21 protein-coding genes and 1 tRNA gene are annotated in these 19877 nt (G+C 58.2%); 4 read left to right on the top strand and 18 right to left on the bottom strand.

Annotated features, from left to right (window positions below; all coding sequences use genetic code 11):
- The first annotated feature begins 8 nt into the window (after nucleotides 1-8).
- From fabG to QML71_RS00380, 3 genes are all read left to right on the top strand, one after another.
- Nucleotides 9-752, top strand: a complete 744-nt coding sequence (fabG, locus tag QML71_RS00390; RefSeq protein WP_282009912.1) for a 3-oxoacyl-ACP reductase FabG — start codon at nucleotides 9-11, stop codon at nucleotides 750-752.
- Nucleotides 753-1431: 679 nt separating this feature from the next.
- Nucleotides 1432-1860: a 3-hydroxyacyl-ACP dehydratase FabZ gene (gene fabZ, locus QML71_RS00385; protein ID WP_282009911.1), complete on the top strand. Its 429-nt coding sequence runs from the start codon at nucleotides 1432-1434 to the stop codon at nucleotides 1858-1860.
- Nucleotides 1857-2672, top strand: a complete 816-nt coding sequence (locus QML71_RS00380) for an enoyl-ACP reductase FabI (RefSeq protein WP_282009910.1) — start codon at nucleotides 1857-1859, stop codon at nucleotides 2670-2672. Before fabZ ends, QML71_RS00380 begins: the two co-directional genes overlap by 4 nt.
- Nucleotides 2673-2683: 11 nt before the next feature.
- Here the strand turns inward: QML71_RS00380 and QML71_RS00375 are convergent, their stop codons facing one another.
- From QML71_RS00375 to gpmA, 10 genes are all read right to left on the bottom strand, one after another.
- Nucleotides 2684-3757, bottom strand: coding sequence for a PA0069 family radical SAM protein (locus tag QML71_RS00375; protein ID WP_282009909.1), 1074 nt, complete (start codon nucleotides 3755-3757; stop codon nucleotides 2684-2686).
- A gap of 19 nt (nucleotides 3758-3776) precedes the next feature.
- Nucleotides 3777-4640, bottom strand: a complete 864-nt coding sequence (locus QML71_RS00370) for a hypothetical protein (protein WP_282009908.1) — start codon at nucleotides 4638-4640, stop codon at nucleotides 3777-3779.
- Between the two features lie 82 nt (nucleotides 4641-4722).
- A complete protein-coding gene (locus QML71_RS00365) occupies nucleotides 4723-5700 on the bottom strand; it encodes a multiheme c-type cytochrome (RefSeq protein ID WP_282009907.1) in 978 nt (325 codons plus the stop codon).
- A 49-nt stretch (nucleotides 5701-5749) separates the two neighbouring features.
- The gene (gene pheS, locus QML71_RS00360) at nucleotides 5750-6757 is read right to left on the bottom strand and encodes a phenylalanine--tRNA ligase subunit alpha (RefSeq protein ID WP_345742331.1); all 1008 of its coding nucleotides are present in this window, start codon (nucleotides 6755-6757) and stop codon (nucleotides 5750-5752) included.
- A 325-nt stretch (nucleotides 6758-7082) separates the two neighbouring features.
- Nucleotides 7083-7439 (bottom strand): 50S ribosomal protein L20, encoded by a 357-nt coding sequence (gene rplT, locus QML71_RS00355; protein WP_282009905.1) that lies wholly within the window; start codon nucleotides 7437-7439, stop codon nucleotides 7083-7085.
- A gap of 31 nt (nucleotides 7440-7470) precedes the next feature.
- Nucleotides 7471-7665 carry a 50S ribosomal protein L35 gene (gene rpmI / locus QML71_RS00350; RefSeq protein ID WP_237097007.1) on the bottom strand — a complete coding sequence of 65 codons (195 nt, stop codon included), beginning with the start codon at nucleotides 7663-7665 and terminating at the stop codon, nucleotides 7471-7473.
- Nucleotides 7666-7713: 48 nt separating this feature from the next.
- Nucleotides 7714-8265, bottom strand: coding sequence for a translation initiation factor IF-3 (infC, locus tag QML71_RS00345; RefSeq protein WP_282012566.1), 552 nt, complete (start codon nucleotides 8263-8265; stop codon nucleotides 7714-7716).
- Between the two features lie 33 nt (nucleotides 8266-8298).
- A complete protein-coding gene (gene thrS / locus QML71_RS00340) occupies nucleotides 8299-10068 on the bottom strand; it encodes a threonine--tRNA ligase (RefSeq protein ID WP_282009904.1) in 1770 nt (589 codons plus the stop codon).
- A gap of 89 nt (nucleotides 10069-10157) precedes the next feature.
- A tRNA-Val gene (locus QML71_RS00335) sits at nucleotides 10158-10229 on the bottom strand.
- A 214-nt stretch (nucleotides 10230-10443) separates the two neighbouring features.
- A complete protein-coding gene (gene gpmA / locus QML71_RS00330) occupies nucleotides 10444-11190 on the bottom strand; it encodes a 2,3-diphosphoglycerate-dependent phosphoglycerate mutase (RefSeq protein ID WP_345742306.1) in 747 nt (248 codons plus the stop codon).
- Between the two features lie 788 nt (nucleotides 11191-11978).
- Here gpmA and QML71_RS00325 point away from each other — a divergent pair.
- A complete protein-coding gene (locus QML71_RS00325) occupies nucleotides 11979-12335 on the top strand; it encodes a hypothetical protein (RefSeq protein WP_282009902.1) in 357 nt (118 codons plus the stop codon).
- Between the two features lie 465 nt (nucleotides 12336-12800).
- On the opposite strand, the gene QML71_RS00320 is transcribed toward QML71_RS00325, so the two are convergent.
- The 8 genes from QML71_RS00320 to QML71_RS00285 form a co-directional block, all read right to left on the bottom strand.
- Complete coding sequence (locus QML71_RS00320; RefSeq protein WP_282009901.1) at nucleotides 12801-13373, bottom strand: dCTP deaminase; 573 nt, start codon at nucleotides 13371-13373, stop codon at nucleotides 12801-12803.
- The gene (locus QML71_RS00315) at nucleotides 13370-14083 is read right to left on the bottom strand and encodes a TlyA family RNA methyltransferase (RefSeq protein WP_345742305.1); all 714 of its coding nucleotides are present in this window, start codon (nucleotides 14081-14083) and stop codon (nucleotides 13370-13372) included. The genes QML71_RS00320 and QML71_RS00315 overlap by 4 nt, the downstream gene beginning before the upstream one ends.
- Nucleotides 14084-14146: 63 nt before the next feature.
- On the bottom strand, nucleotides 14147-14425 hold the full coding sequence (locus tag QML71_RS00310) for an exodeoxyribonuclease VII small subunit (protein WP_282009900.1): 279 nt from the start codon (nucleotides 14423-14425) through the stop codon (nucleotides 14147-14149).
- 209 nt (nucleotides 14426-14634) lie between these two features.
- Nucleotides 14635-16014, bottom strand: coding sequence for an exodeoxyribonuclease VII large subunit (gene xseA, locus QML71_RS00305; protein WP_282009899.1), 1380 nt, complete (start codon nucleotides 16012-16014; stop codon nucleotides 14635-14637).
- Between the two features lie 62 nt (nucleotides 16015-16076).
- The gene (locus QML71_RS00300; RefSeq protein WP_282009898.1) at nucleotides 16077-16388 is read right to left on the bottom strand and encodes a hypothetical protein; all 312 of its coding nucleotides are present in this window, start codon (nucleotides 16386-16388) and stop codon (nucleotides 16077-16079) included.
- 67 nt (nucleotides 16389-16455) lie between these two features.
- On the bottom strand, nucleotides 16456-17304 hold the full coding sequence (folD, locus tag QML71_RS00295) for a bifunctional methylenetetrahydrofolate dehydrogenase/methenyltetrahydrofolate cyclohydrolase FolD (protein ID WP_282009897.1): 849 nt from the start codon (nucleotides 17302-17304) through the stop codon (nucleotides 16456-16458).
- Nucleotides 17305-17429: 125 nt separating this feature from the next.
- Entirely contained in the window at nucleotides 17430-18275 is an 846-nt protein-coding gene (locus tag QML71_RS00290; protein ID WP_282009896.1) for an HDOD domain-containing protein, read from the bottom strand.
- Nucleotides 18276-18298: 23 nt separating this feature from the next.
- Complete coding sequence (locus tag QML71_RS00285) at nucleotides 18299-19786, bottom strand: sigma-54 interaction domain-containing protein (protein WP_282009895.1); 1488 nt, start codon at nucleotides 19784-19786, stop codon at nucleotides 18299-18301.
- Nucleotides 19787-19877 lie beyond the last annotated feature (91 nt).

The following is a 19877-nucleotide window of genomic DNA, read 5'->3' as shown; positions in this document are numbered from 1 at the left end:
CCGATCCCATGCAATTTGATTTCACAGACCAGACGGTGATCGTGACCGGCGGCACCCGCGGGATCGGTCGCGGCATCGCCGAAGCCTTCCTGAATGCGGGCGCGACGGTGATCGCCACCTACCTGTCCAACCAGGACGCCGCCGAACAGTTTCAGCAGGATGTCACCGCCGGCAGCGACCGGCTCCACGTCCGGCAGTGCGACGTCACCCGGCTGGAAGACGTCGAAAATTTTTACAAATTCGTGTGCGACACTTTCGAGACCTTTCACGTGCTGGTCAACAACTCCGGCATCCGCCGCGACGCCATTGTCGGCATGATGACGGAGGAAGACTGGAAAGACGTGGTGGATACCAACCTCACCGGCACCTTCACCATGAGCAAGCTGGCAGTGCAGAACCTGTCGCGCAAACGCTACGGCCGCATCATCAACATCACCTCGCCCGTCGGCAAGTTCGGCTTCGCCGGGCAGGCCAACTACGCCGCCACCAAAGCCGGGCAGGTGGCCTTCACCAAATCGTTGTCGAAGGAAGTGGCCAGCCGCAAGATCACCGTCAACTGCGTGTCGCCGGGGTTCATCGACACCGACTTCATCGCCGACCTGCCCGACGACCAGAAACAACAATACCTCGAACAGGTGCCGTTGAAACGCTTCGGCACGGTGGAGGACGTCGCCCACTGCGTGCTGTTCCTCGCCGGACGCAACGCCGACTACATCACCGGTGCTGTGCTCGAAGTGACCGGCGGATTGTAACCGGGCCACGCCCGGAGGGAATGTGCCCCATTGCTTAGAGTGGTATTTCTTAAATGATTGCGGGCGAACGATGGTGCGTGGGAGACCGATGCGCACCCCCTTCTCCGAAGGACCGGGCCAAGCCCGGAGGGAATGTGCCCCATTGCTTCCGGTTGACTGCAACCAACAGGTCGCAAGCGAACGATGGTCCCGTACTTAAACTCCCTCCCCTTTACAAGAGGAGGGCTGGGAGAGGTTGGCTTTAACCACAGATGAACACCGATAAACACAGATGAGAAACATCTTTTTCTTCCCCTCCTTACCAAGGAGGGGATTGAGGGGAGGTTTTGGAGATCCTTACCCCTTCCCCCTTTTCAAGGAGAGTTTTTCACACACGCTTTTCAAAAAAGAAAAACAGAGATTCTTTGTCGCCTCAAGCTCCTCAGAATGACAGGTCGGGAACTTGATTGTCATTCTGAGCGTCAGCGAAGAATCTATGGGTTGCTTTTAATTCCCTTATGCAAAGGTCTCCTTTTTAAGGGGCACTCACGGAGTGACGGGGGGAGGGGTTACCGATGACCTTTCCTTATTCTCCGGGTGAAGCCCGGTTCCCCCTTGTAAGGGGGGCTAGGGGGGTTTTTCCTTCAGTAAGATCCTTCGGGGCCGTAGGCGACGAAGGATCAAGTTGAGTGAAAATTTTATGAACGACGAAATCTTAAACACCATCCCGCACCGGCCGCCGTTTCTGTTCGTCGATGAAATCGTCGCGCAGACCGCCGAACGCATCCACACGCGCAAAACCATAAACGCCGACGAGCCGTTCTTCAAGGGCCATTACCCGGATTTCCCCATCATGCCCGGCGTGCTCATCTGCGAATGCGTGTTTCAGGCGGGAGCCCTGCTGATGGCGAAAAAGATGGAGATGGAAGAAGGCAAGGTGCCGGTGCTGACGCGCATCCAGAACGTCAAGTTCAAGCAACCGGTGTTTCCCGATAGCGTGCTCGACATCCACGTCGAGTACGGCGAGAGCGTCGGGCCGGCGCACTACATGAAGGGCAAGGCGGAAGTGAACGGCAAGACGGCAGTGTTGGTGGAGTTCACCGCCATGCTGATGGAGGAACAACGGTGAGCTTCCTCAACCTCGAAGGCAAAACCATTCTCGTCACCGGCGTCGCCAACAAAAAAAGCGTGGCTTACCACATCGGCAAAACGCTGGAAGCGGAAGGCGCGAAGGTTGTGTACAGCGTGCGTTCGGAAACCCGCAAAGCCAGCGTGAAAAAATTACTGGACCCCGCGCCGATGTTGGTCTGCGACGTCGAGGACGAAGCCCAGATCGACCGCCTGCGCGACGACATCGCCCGCACCACCGGCACCCTGCACGGCCTGGTGCATTCCATCGCTTTCGCCAATTTCGCCGATGGACTCAAACCGTTTCACGAAACGGCGAAGCCCGATTTCCTGCAATGCGTGGACATCTCCTGCTACTCGATGATCCGGCTGGCCAACGCGTTCAAGGATCTGTTCGCGAAAGACGCGTCGGTGGTCGCCGTGGGCATCTCCACCACGCGCATGGCGGCGGAAAACTACGGCTACATGGGACCCGCCAAGGCTGCGCTCGACTCGTCGCTGGCCTTCCTCGCCAAATCGTTCAGCGTGTTTTCGAACGTGCGTTTCAATTCGGTGAACGCGGGGCTGTTGAAAACTTCCGCCTCCGCGGGCATTCCCGGCTACCTCGACTCCTACCTGCACGCCGAGCAGTTGACGCTGCGCAAGAAGGCGTTGCAGACGCAGGAAGTGGCGAACGCCGCCGTGTTCCTGCTCAGCGAACGGTCGAGCGGCATCAATGCGCAGGGCATCGTGCTCGACGCCGGCATGAGCATCAACTACTTCGACAAGGACATCGTCCGCCGCGCCCAGAGGCCTGATACAGACAGAAAATAGAAACGGTTTTCTTAAAAAAGTTTTTCCTGCCGGTCGGTGGGATCGCGGAAGTGGTCGGTGGACAGACGCGGTCCGCCCGGCGCAAATCCCGCCTGTTTGCGCGCAAGCTGGAACATCTGTTTGATCTGTTCGGCGTACACACCTTCCCCCTTCATGCGCGCGCCGAAGCGTGTCTCGTTCAACTCGCCGCCGCGCACTTCACGGATGCGGTTTAAAACTTTTCCCGCCTGCGTCGGCACGTGCGTCTCCAGCCAGTCGCGGAACAGGTCTTTCAATCCAAACGGCAGACGCAGCACCTGGTAGCCCGCAAACTGCGCGCCCGCGTCTTTCGCTGCTTTCAAAATAGCGGGCAGTTCGTGATCGGTGAGGCCGGGCACGACCGGCGCGACGAGCACGCCCGTGGGCACGCCCGCATCGTTCAACGCGCGCACGGCATCGAGCCGATTCTCCGGCGTCGAGGCGCGCGGCTCCAGCTTGCGTGCCAGCTCCGTGTCGAGCGTGGTGATGGAAAGATACACCGCCGCGCAATCGAACGCCGTGAGTTGGGACAGCACGTCGATGTCGCGCGTCACGAGATGATTTTTGGTGATGATGGCAACGGGGTTGCGGAAATCGAGCGCGACTTGCAGACAACGGCGGGTGAGGCCGAGCTTGCGTTCGACGGGTTGATATGCGTCGGTGACGCCGGAGAGGGCGATCACCTGCGGCTGCCAGTTTTTTTTGGAGAGGGCCCGGTGCAACAACTGCGGCGCCTGCTGTTTGACGCCGATTTTGCTTTCGAAATCGATTCCCGCCGACAGCTCCAGGTATTCATGCGTCGGTCGCGCATAGCAGTAGGCGCACCCGTGCTCGCAGCCGCGATACGGGTTGGCGCTGTAAGTGAAAGGAATGTCCGGGCTGTCGTTCGGCGACAGGATCGATTTCGACGCGTCCTGCCAGAACTCCGTGTCCGGCGCGGGGCCTGACGGATCGTCCAGCCAGTCCTCGGTGGTGGAGCGGTCGAGCGGCTTGAACCGGTTGGCGGGGTTGGCCCGCGCGCCCCGGCCCGTCGCCGATCTCGTCCTCGACTCATGCGATGCACTCATCCCATTCTTTCACACCTCATCAATGCTTGTGCGTTCCTTCTTCCCAGTATTCCTGGATCATGGCCCACGCGCGGTGCGTCAGGTGGCACTTCTTGCAGCCTTCCTTGCCGATGATGCCGACGTTTTTCCAGAACTCGCCGGGATTCGGTTTTTCTTTCATCAATTCGTCGCGCATGTCGTCGAACGCTTCTTCCACCGCGTCGCCCACAAAGAACTGTTTCACCGCGTCGGTGGTGTGGCATTTCGAACAGGTGGATTTCAACTCCATGAACCGCTGTTTGAATCCACGCACCGCCTTAGCGGAGCGGTCGTACTGCCCCTCTTTGAAGTTGGTGGTGACCGCATTGAACGAACCGGAAACTTTGTGCATGAATTTGCCGTAGGCCAGTTCTTCCTCGGTGACCGGATCGAGGACCTTGATTTTATCCACGTGCGGCCAGTGGAAATGCGCCCATACGGAGACGTACTGGTCGGCGTGACATTTGCCGCAGGTCTTGGCGACCGCGCCGGAAGCCTCGCCGATCTGCTTCGCGTCGCGGGTCTTCACCGCCTGGGCGAATTTTTGAGCCGCCTTGAGATCGAAATACTCCTCCCATTCCGGAACCAGCTTCGATGTGTCCTCGTAGGCTTTCACGAAATCGGCGGCACGCTGTTCCGCGTTTTCCCAATCCTGCTCGCCCACGTTGGTGAACACGCCGCCGAAATTTCCGGACAGGGCGTGCATCTGCTGAATCCATTTCGGTTCCTTGGATTCAGGTGGGTAGAGTTTTTTCAGCGAAGCGGGCGGTTCTTTCACCACCAGGTCCTTGGCCAGTGCGGGCGCGGCGACCCACAACAGGAGCACAACGAAAACAAGAGCGGAGAATCGGAAAATACGGATCATGAAGCCCTCCCAGTTTTTGGTGATCGTGAGGAACGATTGGAGCTTCCATTATACCGAACCCGGCAGGGGCCAAGGCAAGGGCTTATCTTGAGAAATGCACCCGTTTCACGTCGGTTTTTTCTTTGGACCAGGCGGGCGTGTACTGGATGAGAAGCTCGGCGCGGTGCACGCCGTTTCCCACCAGGTAGCGATATTGCACCGGTTTTTTGTAGGGCAGGGCGGTGTCCTGTTGCGGCGCGAGGATTTCCTTGTACTCGTCGATGGCCTTCCCCGCTTCGTCAAAAAAAGTGGTGTACAGGTACATGCGCGGGTCGCCGTTGTCCGCCGTCGGTACCCAGTGCGGCACGTTGAGGTTGGTGAGTTCCAGTTCGAATACGCGTTTTCCGAACGAACCGGTGACTGCAATGTCCACCTCGGTGATTTCGCGTTTTGGAAAACTATGATCGGCGACTTCGCGCTTGGCGTGCAGCAGGCTTTTTGGAAAACTTTGCGTGAGTCTCTGCAGTTTGCGTTGCATGTGGCAGGCCTGGCAGGTTTTCTTCGATCCCGTCGCCTGCCACTGCTTGTAGGTTTTTTGATGACAGGCGCTGCAAAATTTGGCGGTGCGGTAGGCGTCGTCCTGTTTGGTCGGATGCGGCGGCGATAAAATATCGTACGGCCCGTGCATGGCGTCGTTTTTCACATGGCAGGGCACGCAGTAGATGCCGTCGTCCCGGTGTTTCAGCCTCGGTTGTGGTTTCTCACCGGGAAACACCGTGGTCGGGATATGGCAGTTCAGGCATTTTTCTTTGGAGTGGTTTTCCGTCGCCTTGACGTAGCCCTCGCTCACCCACGCCACCGAGTGACGGCTTTTCTTCCAGGCGTCGAAAATGTCCTTATGGCAGTCGGCGCAGCGTTTCGCCTGCGGGTACTTCAACAGGTCCGGTTCGCGCACTTTTTCAATGAGCGCATCGGGGATGACGCCGGGGATGATGTTGATGACGAAATACACCGCGCACACAGCGGCGAATCCCGACGCGCCCAGGGCGAGACTCCAGCGGATCAATCGGTAACGGTCCATCGGGTGCTCCCTTTAAGTGAAGGGACTGAGAGAGGGAAACGGTCGCCGGTTAGAACTGTTGCAGGAACCGCAGGTCGTTTTCGAAAAACAGCCGGATGTCGTTGATGCCGTACTTGAGCATGGCAATGCGTTCCATGCCGAGACCGAAGGCGAAGCCGGTCCATTTTTCCGGATCGTAATCGACAAACCCGAACACCGCCGGGTCCACCATACCGCAACCGAGGATTTCGATCCAGCCGGTGCGCGAACACACACGGCAGCCGTCGCCGCCGCAGATGACACACTGGATGTCCACTTCCGCGCTGGGACAGGTGAAGGGGAAAAAACTGGGGCGGAAGCGCACGCCGGTGCCGGCGCCGAACACCTGCTGCACGAACAGGTTCATGACGCCCTTGAGGTCGCTGAACGACACGCCCTCGTCCACCATCAGGCCTTCGATCTGGTGAAACATCGGCGTGTGCGAGATGTCCGAGTCACAGCGGTACACCTTGCCGGGGGCGATGATGCGCACCGGCGGCTGCTGTTTTTCCATGACATGAATCTGCACCGGCGAGGTGTGCGTGCGCAACACGCGGTCGCCGATGTAAAACGTATCCTGCATGTCGCGCGCGGGATGATCTTGCGGAATGTTGAGGGCTTCGAAATTGTAGTAGTCGGATTCGATCTCCGGCCCTTCGGCCACGTCGAACCCGAGGCTGACGAACACCTGTGTGATCTCTTCCATCACCTGCATGATGGGGTGCAGCGTGCCGACTGGCTCGCGGCGGCCAGGCAACGTGGTGTCGAACGTGCTGGTTTTGGAACCCGCGCCCTGTTGTGCCAGTTCCTCGGTTCTTTGTTGCAGACGTTCTTCGACGTGGGTTTTGAGATCGTTGATGAGTTTGCCGACGGCGCGTTTTTCTTCCGGCGGCAGGTTGCGCAGGTCTTTGAGGATGGCGGTGACGTGACCTTTTTTACCGAGGTAGCGCGTGCGCAGGTCCTTGAGATCGTCCGGACGGGAGGCGGCGGTGAGGGCTTCTTCAAACTCCCGGCGGTGATTGTCAATCTGATCGATCATGGTTATCGGCGGAGGAGACAGAGGAGAGGTCATGAAGCTTCTTCCTTATTTAATGCGTCATTCTTCACTGCGTTCAGAATAACAAACTGAAAAGGAAAAAGCCCCCTGCTCCTCTGCGAGGAAAAGCAGACTGGCAACGCTTGAAGAGCGAACCATGGTCTGCGAACCTCTTTAAAACGCCCTGTTTCCATCCGGGTGATACCCGGCCCTTCGGAGAAGGGGGGACCGGGGCCTCGCCCCGAAAAGGCGGATCATCTTTGAAATGAGCCCACAGATCATCACCCACCCACCGGACAGTGCTCAGCTGCCTCCGGACGCAGTCCGGTCAGCTTAAATTCGAGCGGGCGGTTTCGAGCAGCGACTTGAACGATTTTTCGTTATGTATCGCCATGTCGGACAGCACTTTGCGGTCGAGATCGATGTTGGCTTTTTTCAGGCCGTGCATGAACTGGCTGTAGGTCAGGCCTTCAGCGCGGGCAGCGGCGTTGATGCGGGCGATCCACAGGCGACGGAAATCACGCTTGCGGGTGCGGCGATCGCGGTAGGCATAGCTCAGCGATTTTTCCACCGCTTCGCGGGCTTTGCGGTATGCCTTGCTGCGCACACTGCGGAAGCCTTTCGCCAGTTTCAGTACTTTTTTGCGGCGGTTCCGGGATACGGTTCCATTTACGGCTCTTGGCATTTTTCAGGTTCTCCAGGTCTTCTCTCGGTTCTCAGTAGGGCAACAAGGCTTTGATGCGCTTGGCGTCGCCGCTGGTGAGAGTCCGGCTGCGTCGAAGATTGCGTTTACGTTTGGTGGATTTGCTCGTCAGTATGTGACTGGTGAACGCAGCATTGCGGCGGATCTTGCCGGTACCGGTTTTGCGAAACCGTTTTGCGGCGCTCTTGTTGGTTTTCATTTTCGGCATGATTTGGACTCCGTATTCCTTATCCTGATTCCATCTGCGAACCGGCGCTCAGCTCTCGGCCGCATCTTCTTTCTTAACGGGAACTTCTTTTTTCTTTTTCGGCACCATGATCATCGTCAACGTGCGGCCTTCCTGCTTCGACGACTGCTCGATGTCCGCCACATCTTCCAGCGTTTGCGCGACGCGTTCCAGCAGCTTCTGGCCATGATCACGATGGACGATTTCGCGTCCCTTGAAAAAGATGATGATCTTGGCCTTGTCGCCGGCTTCCAGAAAGCGCTGCGCGTGCTTGATCTTGAAATTGAAATCGTGCTGGTCGGTATTCGGCCGGAATTTGACTTCCTTGACGTGAATGACCCGCTGGTTCTTTTTGGCTTCGTGCGCCCGCTTGCTTTGCTTGTACTTGAATTTGCCGTAATCCATGATCCGGCAAACGGGCGGGTTGGCGTGCGGTGCGACTTCGACCAGATCGAGGTCGTTTTCCTGGGCCATAGCCAAGGCCTCGTGCGTGGGGAAGGTTCCCAACTGCTCACCGTCGGCGCCAATCACCGTGACTTCCTTGACACGGATCATGTTGTTGATACGCTGTTTTTTATTAATACAAAGGTCTCCTATATCGAGTTCCGTGCAAACTCAATGCACGTCGATGACCTTGTCATCGATTTCCTGCTTCAACCTTTTCAAGAAATCATCCAGAGACAGAGTGTGGGTTTCCTGAGAACGCCGCTTGCGGACGGCTATCTGCCCGGATTGAACTTCCTTGTCACCTAAAACCAACATATAGGGGGTTTTGGCCATTTGGGCCGCCCTTATCTTGAACCCAATCTTCTCATTTCGCAAGTCTTTTTCCACCCGGATTCCGTTTTCTTCCAGTTGGGCGGCAACTTTTTCGGCATAACCATTCTGACTGTCGGTGATGGGCAACAGCGCCACCTGCACCGGCGCCAGCCACAACGGAAACGCTCCGGCATAATGCTCGATCAGGCAGCCGAAAAAGCGCTCGATCGATCCCATCAGCGCGCGGTGGATCATGATCGGCTGATGCTGTTTGCCGTCCTCGGCGACGTAGGTCATCTCGAACCGGTGCGGCAGATTGAAATCGACCTGGATCGTCGAGACCTGCCAGAAACGGCCGAGGCTGTCCTTGATCTTGATGTCGATCTTCGGTCCGTAGAACACGCCTTCGCCGGGGTCTTCCTCGTAATCGAGGCCGGATGCGTCGAGCGCCTTCTGCAAGGCCGTCGTTGCCGTCTCCCAATCGTTGTCGGAACCCACGGATTTTTCCGGCCGCGTGCTCAAAAATACTTTGTATTCGTCGAACCCGAACGAACGCAGGATGTAGAGCACGAACTGCAACACGCGTTCGATCTCGGACTCGATCTGGTTGTGCGCGCAGAACAGGTGCGCGTCGTCCTGCGTGAAGCCGCGCACGCGCAGCAGACCGTGCATGACGCCGGAACGTTCGTAACGGTACACCGTGCCCAACTCCGCCCAGCGCAGGGGCAGGTCGCGGTAACTGCGCAGGTGCGACTTGTAAATCTGAATGTGGAACGGGCAGTTCATCGGCTTCAGGATGTACTCCTTGTTCTCGACATCCATCGGCGCGAACATGTTCTCTTTGTAAAAATCGAAATGCCCACTGGTCTGCCACAGGTCCGACTTCGCCGTGTGCGGCGTGTAAACGAGTTCGTAGCCGTTTTTGTAATGCTGCTGCCGCCAGAATTCCTCGACGATGTAGCGGATGCGCGATCCTTTCGGGTGCCACAGGATGAGGCCGGGACCGACGTCCTCCGACATCGAAAACAGGTCGAGTTCCTTGCCCAGCTTGCGGTGGTCGCGGCGCTTGGCTTCTTCCAGCCGGTCGAGGTATTGCTTCAACTCATCCTTGTTGCGCCACGCGGTGCCGTAGATGCGTTGCATCACCGGGTTGCGCTCGTCGCCGCGCCAGTAGGCGGCGGAGGTGGACAGCAGCTTGAACGCTTTCAGGCGTTTCGTGTTGTCCACGTGCGGACCGCGGCACAGGTCGGTGAAATCGCCCTGCGAGTACGCGGAAATGGTGTCGGCCTGGTCGATCGACTCGATGATCTCGACCTTGAACTCCTCGCCCATGTCTTTAAAAAATTTTACGGCGTCATCGCGCGGCATTTCCTGACGCTCGATAGGCAGACCTTTTTTGGCGATCTCCTTCATACGCTTTTCGATCTTCTGCAAATCTTCCGGAACGAACGGCGTCTCGCGGTAAAAATCGTAATAAAACCCGTCTTCGATCACCGGACCGATGGTGATCTGCGTCTCCGGAAAGAGCTGCTTCACCGCCTGCGCCATGAGGTGGGCGCAACTGTGGCGCAGGGTGTCGAGATCGAATTCCGTCTGCGGAGCGGGATTTTGTGTCTGTTCGTTCATATACGTAAAAAGGCATCATGGGGCAACCCGCGCATGATGCCCTTCCATCTGAATAAAAAGGCCTTAGGGAATCCAGGATATTGAGAAAATAGGCACGGGCGGTTTCGAACCGCCGACCCCTTGCATGTCAAGCAAGTACTCTACCCCTGAGCTACGTGCCTGTAATCACCTAGTTTGCTTGAACTTATTCTATTTTTATTCCCGCTTTTGTCAAGCCCTATCCGGACCTCGTCCGGTAGAAACGGGCTACTGCCCAGTGGTCACGGCGATGATCCGTAGGCGCGGACTGCGTCCAAGATGAACGTACCCGGTTTTCAATGATCCCTCCCCTTTACAAGGGGAGGGCTGGGAGGGGTTACCGATGACCCTTCCCCACTATTTCCCGCCGGCCTGTTTGGCGACGGCATCCGCCGCCTTCTTCGCCGCTTCGGCGTCGCCGAGGTAATAACTCTTGGTCGGCTTCAAACTCTCATTCAGTTCGTACACCAGCGGGATGCCGGTCGGGATGTTGAGTTCCACGATGTCCTCATTGCTGATGCCGTCGAGGTGCTTGACCAGGGCGCGCAGGCTGTTGCCGTGGGCGCAGATGAGCACGCGCCTGCCGGCCTGGATCTCGGGCACGATGGTGTCGTTCCAGTACGGCAGAAAACGATCGACCGTGTGCTTGAGCGCCTCCGTCTTCGGCAGGTCGGCGGCATCGACCCCGGCATAGCGCCGATCGCTGTGCGGCAGGCGTGCGTCGCCGTCGGGGAGCGGTGGCGGCGGGATGTCGTAACTGCGCCGCCAGATCTTCACCTGGTCGTCGCCGTGCTGTTCCGCGGTTTCGGCTTTGTTGAGTCCCTGCAGGTTGCCATAGTGGCGTTCGTTCAGCCGCCAGGAGCGGTGGACCGGAATCCACATCAAATCGAGTTCGTCGAGCGCGATCCACAACGTGCGGATGGCGCGTTTCAAAACAGAAGTGTGGGCCACGTCGAAGGTCAGTCCGGCCTCGCGGATGAGCTGACCCCCCAGCCGGGCTTCCTCGCGGCCCTGATCGGTGAGGTCCACGTCGGTCCAGCCGGTGAAGCGGTTCTCCAGGTTCCAGGTGCTCTGGCCGTGGCGCATCAAAACCAGTTTATGCATTCGCAAATCCTTAGAAATGGTTTTATGATGTAAGACGGGCGTGGCCCGTCGCAAAATGGCTACTGCCCGGTGGTTAGGGCAATGATCCGTGGGCGCAATTCTGAATTTATCCTGTTGTCACCGGACTCAATCCGGCGGGCGTGGCCCGTCGCAAAATGGCTACTGCCCGGTGGTTAGGGCAATGATCCGTGGGCGCAATTCTGAATTTATCCTGTTATCACCGGACTCAGTCCGGCGGGCGTGGCCCGTCGCAAAATGGCTACTGCCCGGTGGTTAGGGCGATGATCCATGGGCGCAATTCTGAATTTATCCTGTTGTCACCGGACTCAGTCCGGCGGGCGTGGCCCGTCGCAAAATGGCTACTGCCCGGTGGTTAGGGCAATGATCCGTGGGCGCAATTCTGAATTTATCCTGTTGTCACCGGACTCAGTCCGGCGGGCATGGCCCGCGGCAAAAAGACGTATTTGAATCCCAGGTTTCGGGAAAGGCCCGATTGTACCGCATCGCCCCAAAAATGGCGAGCCCCAGAGAAACGGTTGGGAGCAACGGGCTGATGTCCCCATTGCAAAGAATGGTTTGAAGGCGCGAATCTACATTGCTCCCTCTTCCTCAATGGGAGAGGGCCGGGTGAGGGTGACTAATGCCTCCTCATTTGGTAAAACAAAACTTACTATGTTTAGCAGGGAGATCTCATTGATCCCCCCTCATCCTAACCTTCTCCCACCAGGGGAGAAGGAATAAAAATTTTCCTGCCCGGGAAAGCAGGATGCTGTTACAAGGCCAATTTTATGTTCCTTGAAGTCGAACCCTGCGGCAATGTCGATCGGCCGTTCAGCATGCTGTACCGCGAGATGGATGCCCCGCGCGAGGTGTACGCCATCAAGTACCCCGTGCAGGGATCGGACCAGCCGGTGCAGGTGACCGGATGGGATGCGGAGACCAACGCCCCCTGCCCGGCGTACGCTTGCCGCGTCGAGGAGTCGGGCGACGGCGTGGCGCTGCTCATCTACGGAGGCACCGGTGGCCTGCGCCTGAAAGAGCTGGAAGACGAATCCGACTGGAGCCTCACCACCGCCCACCAGTGGGGCGAAACCCACCTCGTCTATCCCAAAAACGCGTTCATTGTTTACAAAGACGAGTTATAAAAAATCCCATTACCCCACCCAACCCGTCACTCCGTGTGTCCCTTGGAAAGGGGAGGGATCATTGAAGCGGGTCTTTTCTCACAGTTGAATTTCTCCCCTCCTTACCAAGGAGGAGACTGAGGGGGGGGGTTGGAGCCTTCTTCCTTAAAAAACAAAACATCGATTCTTCGCTGACGCTCAGAATGACAGTTCAGACCCCAACCTGTCATTCTGAGGAGCCGGGCCACACCCGGAGGGAACAGGGGATATAAGGAAAGAAGACTTATTAATCACCCTCACCCCAACCCTCTCCCATCAAGGGAGAGGGAGTCTTTTCGAATGCGCCCACCGGCCATCGCCGGGACTACTGGGCAATAGCCCATTTCTCCTCCTCGTAGAGGAGCGCGCCCACCGGCCATCGTAGCGACCACTGGGCAGTAGCCAACTTCCTCCGGGCGAGGCCCGGTGTCTCCGGACGCAGTCCGGTCAACCCTTCGCGTCTTTTTGTTTGTGGAACTGGCGGCCGGAGCGGTCGCCGGGGTCGCTGGTCACTTCCTCCAGCACGAGTTGGCAGATGCGCGTCTCGCCGGGTTTGGCTTCAATGACGAACGGACCGTGGTTGAGCATCTCCAGGGTGATGATGCCGAGGCCGGTGCCGCAGTGTATCATCGGCGCGGTCATGTGCACCATGAGGCCGAGCCGCGCGATGCGGCTTTTGCCTTCGACGCGACCCGCCAGCCGCGAACCGGGCGGGAACTCGACTTTCTCAAACGTCGAGCCCAGGTAGATGCGTTTGGGTTCGAGGCGGTAGCAGCCTTTCTCATCTTTCGGCACTTCAATCAAATACTGGTCGCTGAACTGACGGTAATCGAAATGCTCCGGATTGACGGTGATGCTGGAAACGCCGTAAGGCTCGTATTCCGGTTTCCAGATCCAGAGCGGCTCGCCAAGATGCAGGTCGATCGACGTGGTGTCGATGTTTTCCTTCGCCGGCGCGGGCTCGACGATCATGCGCCCGTCCGCGAGGGCCTTGTGAATGTCGTCGCCGCTCAGAATCATGCCTGCACCTCTTTCGTGATGTGTGCGGGTTCGATGGCCTCGCCGCGTCCGGCGGCCACGCAATGCAGTAAATATTCGCGGTTGCCCTTTTGCCCGGTGATGGGCGAGGCGGTGAGGCCGCACGCGACCCAGCCCTGCGCCACCACGAACGCCGTCAAATCGGTGAGCACTTTTTCGTGCTTGGCGGGATCGCGGATGATGCCCTTGTGCTCGACTTCGTCTTTACCCACCTCGAACTGCGGTTTGACCAGCGCAACGAGGTCGCCTTCTTCTTTCATCACCGCGAACACGGCAGGCAGGATGAGCTTCAGCGAGATGAACGACACGTCGATCACCGCGAGGCCCACCGCTTCCCCGTCCACATCCTCCAGCTTAAGATGCCGCGCATTGAAGCGGTCGCAGAGCACCACGCGGTCGTCGCTTTGCAGTTTCCAGTCGAGCTGGCCGTAGCCGACATCGAAGGCATACACTTTCTTCGCGCCGTTTTGCAGCAGGCAATCGGTGAAGCCGCCGGTGGACGCGCCGATGTCCGCCGCCGTTTTGCCGGTGGCCGAAACGCCGAACGTGGTGAGCGCGTGTGCCAGTTTGACGCCACCCCGGCTGACGAAGGGATTCGGGTCTTCAACCGCAAGCGGCGCGTCTTCCGCCAGCATGCGGCCGGGCTTGTCCAACACCTCATCGCCCAGGCGCACACGCCCGGCGAGGATCAACCCCTGCGCGCGTTCGCGCGATGTGACCAGTTTTTTTTTACCAGCAACTGGTCGAGCCGCAGTTTAACTGTCTTCTTCTTCGTCATCGTCGTCTTCGTCGTCATCCGCATCCAGCGCCGCTTCGCCGCCGAACAGTTCCGCCACCAGTTCACCCTTCTGGTTGCGCGTCAGCGTTTCGATCTTCTGTTCCGCTTCCTGCAACTTCTTCGAACAGATGCGCGACATCTTGATGCCTTCTTCAAAAATCTGCAGCGACTTGTCGATGTCGAGCTCGCCTTTTTCCAGTTCGGCGACAATCTGCTCCAGCCGTTGCAACGCCTTTTCAAACTTCATCTCCGCCATATATGGACTCCGTTAATACAGTGGAAGTAATAGAAAACCCCAAGTTTTGCCTCCCCTCCTTACCAAGGAGGGGAATGAGGGGAGGTTTTGGAACTCCCTTCCTTACCCCACCCACCCGTCACTCTGCGAGTGCCCGTTGTAAAGGGGAGGGAACATTGAAAGCCGACTTTCGATTGGCTAATAATCCGTACTACCTCCAAAAATCCGTTTCACTCATTCGTCCCGTCCACCGTGCAGTCGAGCTTTCCTTTCGACAGACGCACTTCGACTTTATCACCCGGCTTCACCTCACCGCTCGCCTTCACCGCCTTGCCGGATTGGGTATCGGTGGTGATGCTGTAGCCCCGATCCAAAATCGATAGCGGACTGAGCGCATTCAGGTTTTTGGCGACGCCTTCGAATCGCTGCCGGTGCCAGCGCGATTGCGACGCCATCTGCTTGATCAGCCGGTGTTCGAGACCGGCGCGTTTGTCCTCACCGTTTTTGATATCCCATTGGGGCGACGCCTGCATGAGCCGGTGCACGGTGCTGACGGCGCGGTGGCGCTGCACCACGACCCATTGATCGAGCCCGCGCAGCAGGCGTTGCGATATTTCGTCGAGGCGCTGCGCCGGACCTTCGAGAATGCGTTGCGGCTCGCGGAAAAAACGCCGATCGATGAGCCGCCTCAAGTGATCCTTGTATTCGCCGATCTCGTCGTCCATGCCGTCGATCAACGAATTGATCAACCAGCTCAAATCCTCCATCACATCTTTAAGACGCGGCACCGCAAGTTCCGCCGCCGCCGACGGGGTCGGCGCACGCAGGTCGGCGACGAAATCAGCGATGGTGAAATCGATTTCATGGCCGACGGCGGAGATCACCGGCAACTCCGACGCGTAAATGGCGCGCGCCACCACTTCCTCGTTGAACGCCCACAGGTCTTCGATCGAGCCGCCGCCGCGCCCGACAATGAGCACATCCAGATCCTCGATGGTGTTCATGTAGCGGATGGCCTCGGCGACCTCTTCCGCCGCGCCGTCGCCCTGCACCTTGACGGGATAGAGCAGCGCCGAGATTTTCGGGTTCCTGCGCTGGATGACATTCACAATGTCGCGGATGGCCGCACCCGTCGGCGACGTCACGATGCCGACGCGCCACGGAAATTCGGGAATGGGTTGCTTCCTGGCCTCGTCGAACAGGCCTTCCTTCTGCAATTTTTCTTTAAGCTGTTCGAAGGCTTTCTGCAACGCGCCCAGCCCGCGCGGCTCCAGCGAGTCCACCACGATCTGGTACTCGCCACGCGGTTCGTACACGTTGAGCCGGCCGCACACCAGCACCTGGTCGCCGTCGCCGGGTTTGAATTTCACGCGCATGCGGTTGCCGCGGAAGAACACGCAGCGCACCTGCGCCTTGTCGTCTTTCAGGCTGAAATAGGCGTGGCCGGAGTTGGCGACGGTGTAATTGGAAATCTCGCCTTCCACCCACACCATCTCAAACGCCTGCTCCAGAAGCGAGCGAATGGTGCGCGTGAGTTCGCCGACGGTGAAGACGTGGCCGCTTTCGTCTTCGAGGGGAGCGTCCGACCGGTCCGGGGAGATGAGGGCCATGCGGTGTGTCCTTAAATTTTGTTTTGGATCACCCAAATTATGGATTAATTAATGATGGAGCTTCAGGAGGGTTCTTGAGCTTTAGCCTTGGACCGAAAATGGACGCCAACCGCAAAACCAATTAAAGCCCATGAGATTATATTCATCAAAGCCCCAAGAGCATCCTTATCTGAAATAGTCCCTTGGTCAGTCCATTGATGTAAATGGGTTAAAGCAAATCCCAACAACCCACTATGGGCTCCGATAATGAATGAGGTCAATCTGATTCCTGTAGTAAACTTCTTTCTTAAAAAAATGTACCCAATAATAAAAAAAATAAGGGACCCAAATAGATTGTCGGCAAAATTAAATATCCAACGCGGTACTATCGGCATATAGACCCCCTCCCGATCATTCCCTATTTAATTAACTCCCCTGCGGCCTGCCTGCGCCGGTACGGGTTTACAGGTTGTGGATGGTCTTGAACGCGGTCAGCGTGTTCTGCATGAGCATGGCGATGGTCATGGGCCCGACGCCGCCGGGCACCGGGGTGATGTATGAACACTTCTCCGCCACCTTGTCGAAATCCACGTCGCCCACCAGCTTGCCGTCCACGCGGTTGATGCCGACGTCGATCACCACCGCGCCGTCTTTCACGAAGTCGGCGGTGACGAAGCGCGGTTTGCCGATGGCGCCGACCACGATGTCCGCTTCCCTGGCCACCGCGGGCAAGTCTTTCGTGCGCGAATGGCAGATCGTCACCGTGGCGTGGCGTTGCAGCAGCAGCATGGCCATCGGTTTGCCGACGATGTTGCTGCGACCGATGATCACCGCGCGTTTGCCCTCGATATCGATCTTGTAATGGTCCAGCATTTCTATAATACCCGCGGGCGTGCACGGAGCAAGCGTTTTGACCCCGGAAGTCAGGTAGCCGACGTTGACCGGATGAAACCCGTCCACATCCTTGCGCGGATCGATGGCTTCCAGCACGCGCTGGGAATCGATCTGCTTGGGCAGCGGCAGTTGCACGAGGATGCCATGCACCGCCTCGTCCTGGTTGAGCGTGGCGATCAGCTGCAGCAGCGTGGCCTCGTCCGTGTCCGCCGGCAGGGTGTGCGACAGCGACTGGAATCCCATCGCCTCGCAGGTTTTGTTCTTATTTTTTACGTACACGGCGGAGGCCGGATCTTCGCCGACCAGCACCACCGCCAGGCCCGGCACCTTGCCGGATTTATTTTTAAGATCCGCCACCTGGATCTGGACGCGGTCCTTGATGACCGAGGAGACGAGTTTGCCGTCGATGAGTGTCATGAATGAATTCGAGAGTATGGGTTGCAGTGACCGGGGAACCGGGCCAAAAAAATCGGCTTCATCATACCAGAACCGGGAAGGATTGGAACCGGTTCGCCCAAAAGTTTCGACCGGCTGGGGGACGTTTATCCCACGAGGTCTAGCAGGGATTGGAACTCCGGTTGGATGCGCTCTTTCAATTGAGGCAGTTCTTCCGGGGTCACCCCAACCTGTTTCCAGTAGTCCGGGGGCAGGGGGCGGTGGCCGCGCTCGTTGTCGGCGCTGAACTCCAACTGGTGGCACAACACATCGGCCGCAGCCAGAATGCGGGCGTCATCGGCATGGTCTCCTCCCTCGTCCGGCTGGTGGTGCCAGCGGATGCTTTCGACGTGCAGCGACGGCAGGCCCCAGACCTGCAACAGGGCCGCCCCCACCTCGGCGTGGTCGAAGCCCAGTTGTTCGCGTTCGAGCAGGCACAACTCCTGTCCGCCGGACGCCCGGAGTTTCAGAATGGTGGCGACGGTGGTGGGTTCGCGCACACACAACAGCACCCGGCCCATGTCGTGCAACACACCTATCAGGTAATAGCGGGCGGGGCGGTCGCGTCCATTACGCACCGCCAGGTGCCGGGCCAGCACACCGCAGGCCACGCTGTGCCGCCAGAACAGGTCTTCGTTGAACAGTTCGTGCGGGATGCCGCGAAAGCTCTGGATCACCGCCATCGAAAACAGCAGGTCAGCCAGAGGTTCCGTGCCGACGAGGGCGATGGCGTGATCGAGGCTTTCGATCTTGCGCTCGAAACCGTAAAAAGGACTGTTGACCACTTTGAGCAATCGCGCCGAAAACCCGGCATCGCAGCCGATGATGCGGCTGATGTCGCGGAACGATTTGTCGGGATCGGTCAGCGCATCATGAATGGCGAAAAAGTTGCGCGCCAGCGCATACACTTTTTCCTGATTGCGGACAAACTCTTCAGCGCTTCTGGTTTTCACGACTCCCCCTGAGAAAACGTGATTCAGGCGATGTTCAATTCCTTGATCAGCCGCGATAGATAAGACCGTTGCACGTCCAGTATCTGCGCCGCCTTGGTGCGGTTACCACTGGTGGACTTGAGCGTGTTGAGGATGAACGAGCGGCGGAAGGTGTCGGTGGCGTCCTTGAGCGTCGCCCCCACCTCCACATCCAGCGGCGCTTTCGTCGATTCAAACGGAAAGCTTTCCGTATTCAACTCATTCCCTTCTTCGAGCACGATGGCGCGCTCCACGGCGTTTTCCAGTTGCCGGATATTGCCCGGCCAGTGGTAGCCTTCCAGATGCGAGAGCAGTGCTTTTGGAAATTTTTTCGGGGCTTCGCCTTCCGGCGTGTGCTTGCGGATGAAGTAATGCACGAGGTCCTGAATGTCCTCGTGGCGGTCGCGCAAGGGCGGCAACTCGATATTGATGACATTGAGGCGGTAAAACAAATCCTGCCGGAACGTGCCTTCCTGCACCATTTTTTCGAGGTCGCGGTTGGTGGCGGAAATGATGCGCACGTCCACCTGCGTCGTCGCCGTATCGCCCAGCCGCATGAACGATTCTTCCTGAATGACGCGCAGCAGTTTCACCTGCATGTCGAGCGGCATCTCACCGATCTCGTCCAGAAACAGGGTGCCCTTGTCGGCGGCTTCGAACAGGCCGATCTTGCGGCTGTCCGCGCCGGTGAACGCGCCCTTCTCGTGGCCGAACAACTCGCGTTCCAGAATCGATCCGGGCAGCGCGCCGCAACTGATGGAGATGAACGGATGCATCTGCCGCGAACTGCGGTCGTGAATGAGGTGCGCGAACAACTCTTTGCCGGTGCCGCTTTCGCCGGTGATCAACACCGCCGCCTTGGAGTTGGCCACGCGCTCCGCCTGGCTGATGGCGCGGCGCAGGGTGGCGCTTTCGCCGACGATGGAATAACGCTTGCGGTACTTCTCCTGCAGGCGGTCGAACTCTTCACCCAGCATCTCGTTGTTGCGGGTGAAGTTGAGGAACAACGCCATCATGCGGGCGAACCGGTCGAGAAAGACGTGGTCGGCTTCATCGAACGGCGTGTCGTCTTCCTTGTCCAGCATCTGCACCACGCCCAGCACCTTGCCGTCGAGGGTCAGCGGGAAGCAGGCGATGGACTGGACGTCCATGTCGGTCATTTCACTGACTTCGCGGAACCAGCGTTCGTCCTTGCGCACGTTGTTGGAGATGATCGGCTCCCCGGTCTTGGCCACGAGGCCGGCGATGCCCACGCCCAGCGGCAACTCCACCATCTTCAGCTTGTCGGTGTCTTCGCCCGAGGCCTGGTAAAATTGCAGGGTCTTGGTCTGCTCATTAAACATCAGCAGCGACGCATTGCGGCACCCCACCACGTCGAGCCCCGTCTCCAGGGAAATCTTCAACAGGGCATCGACCTCGCCGAACGTGGTCTTGAACAACGACGAGATGTTGCGGATCGTCAGGATGTTGGCAAACTGATTGATCTGTTTCATGATTCGGGTGACAGAAGGGCCGGGTTGTGGTTCAATCGGGTCAATTCATCCTCGCTGGAAGCCTGGCCCGGCGGTCGCGTCCTCGCCGCCG

It is taken from the genome of Nitrospina watsonii (assembly GCF_946900835.1).
Lineage (GTDB): Bacteria > Nitrospinota > Nitrospinia > Nitrospinales > Nitrospinaceae > Nitrospina > Nitrospina watsonii.
This window is presented reverse-complemented; position numbering and strand designations above follow the sequence as displayed.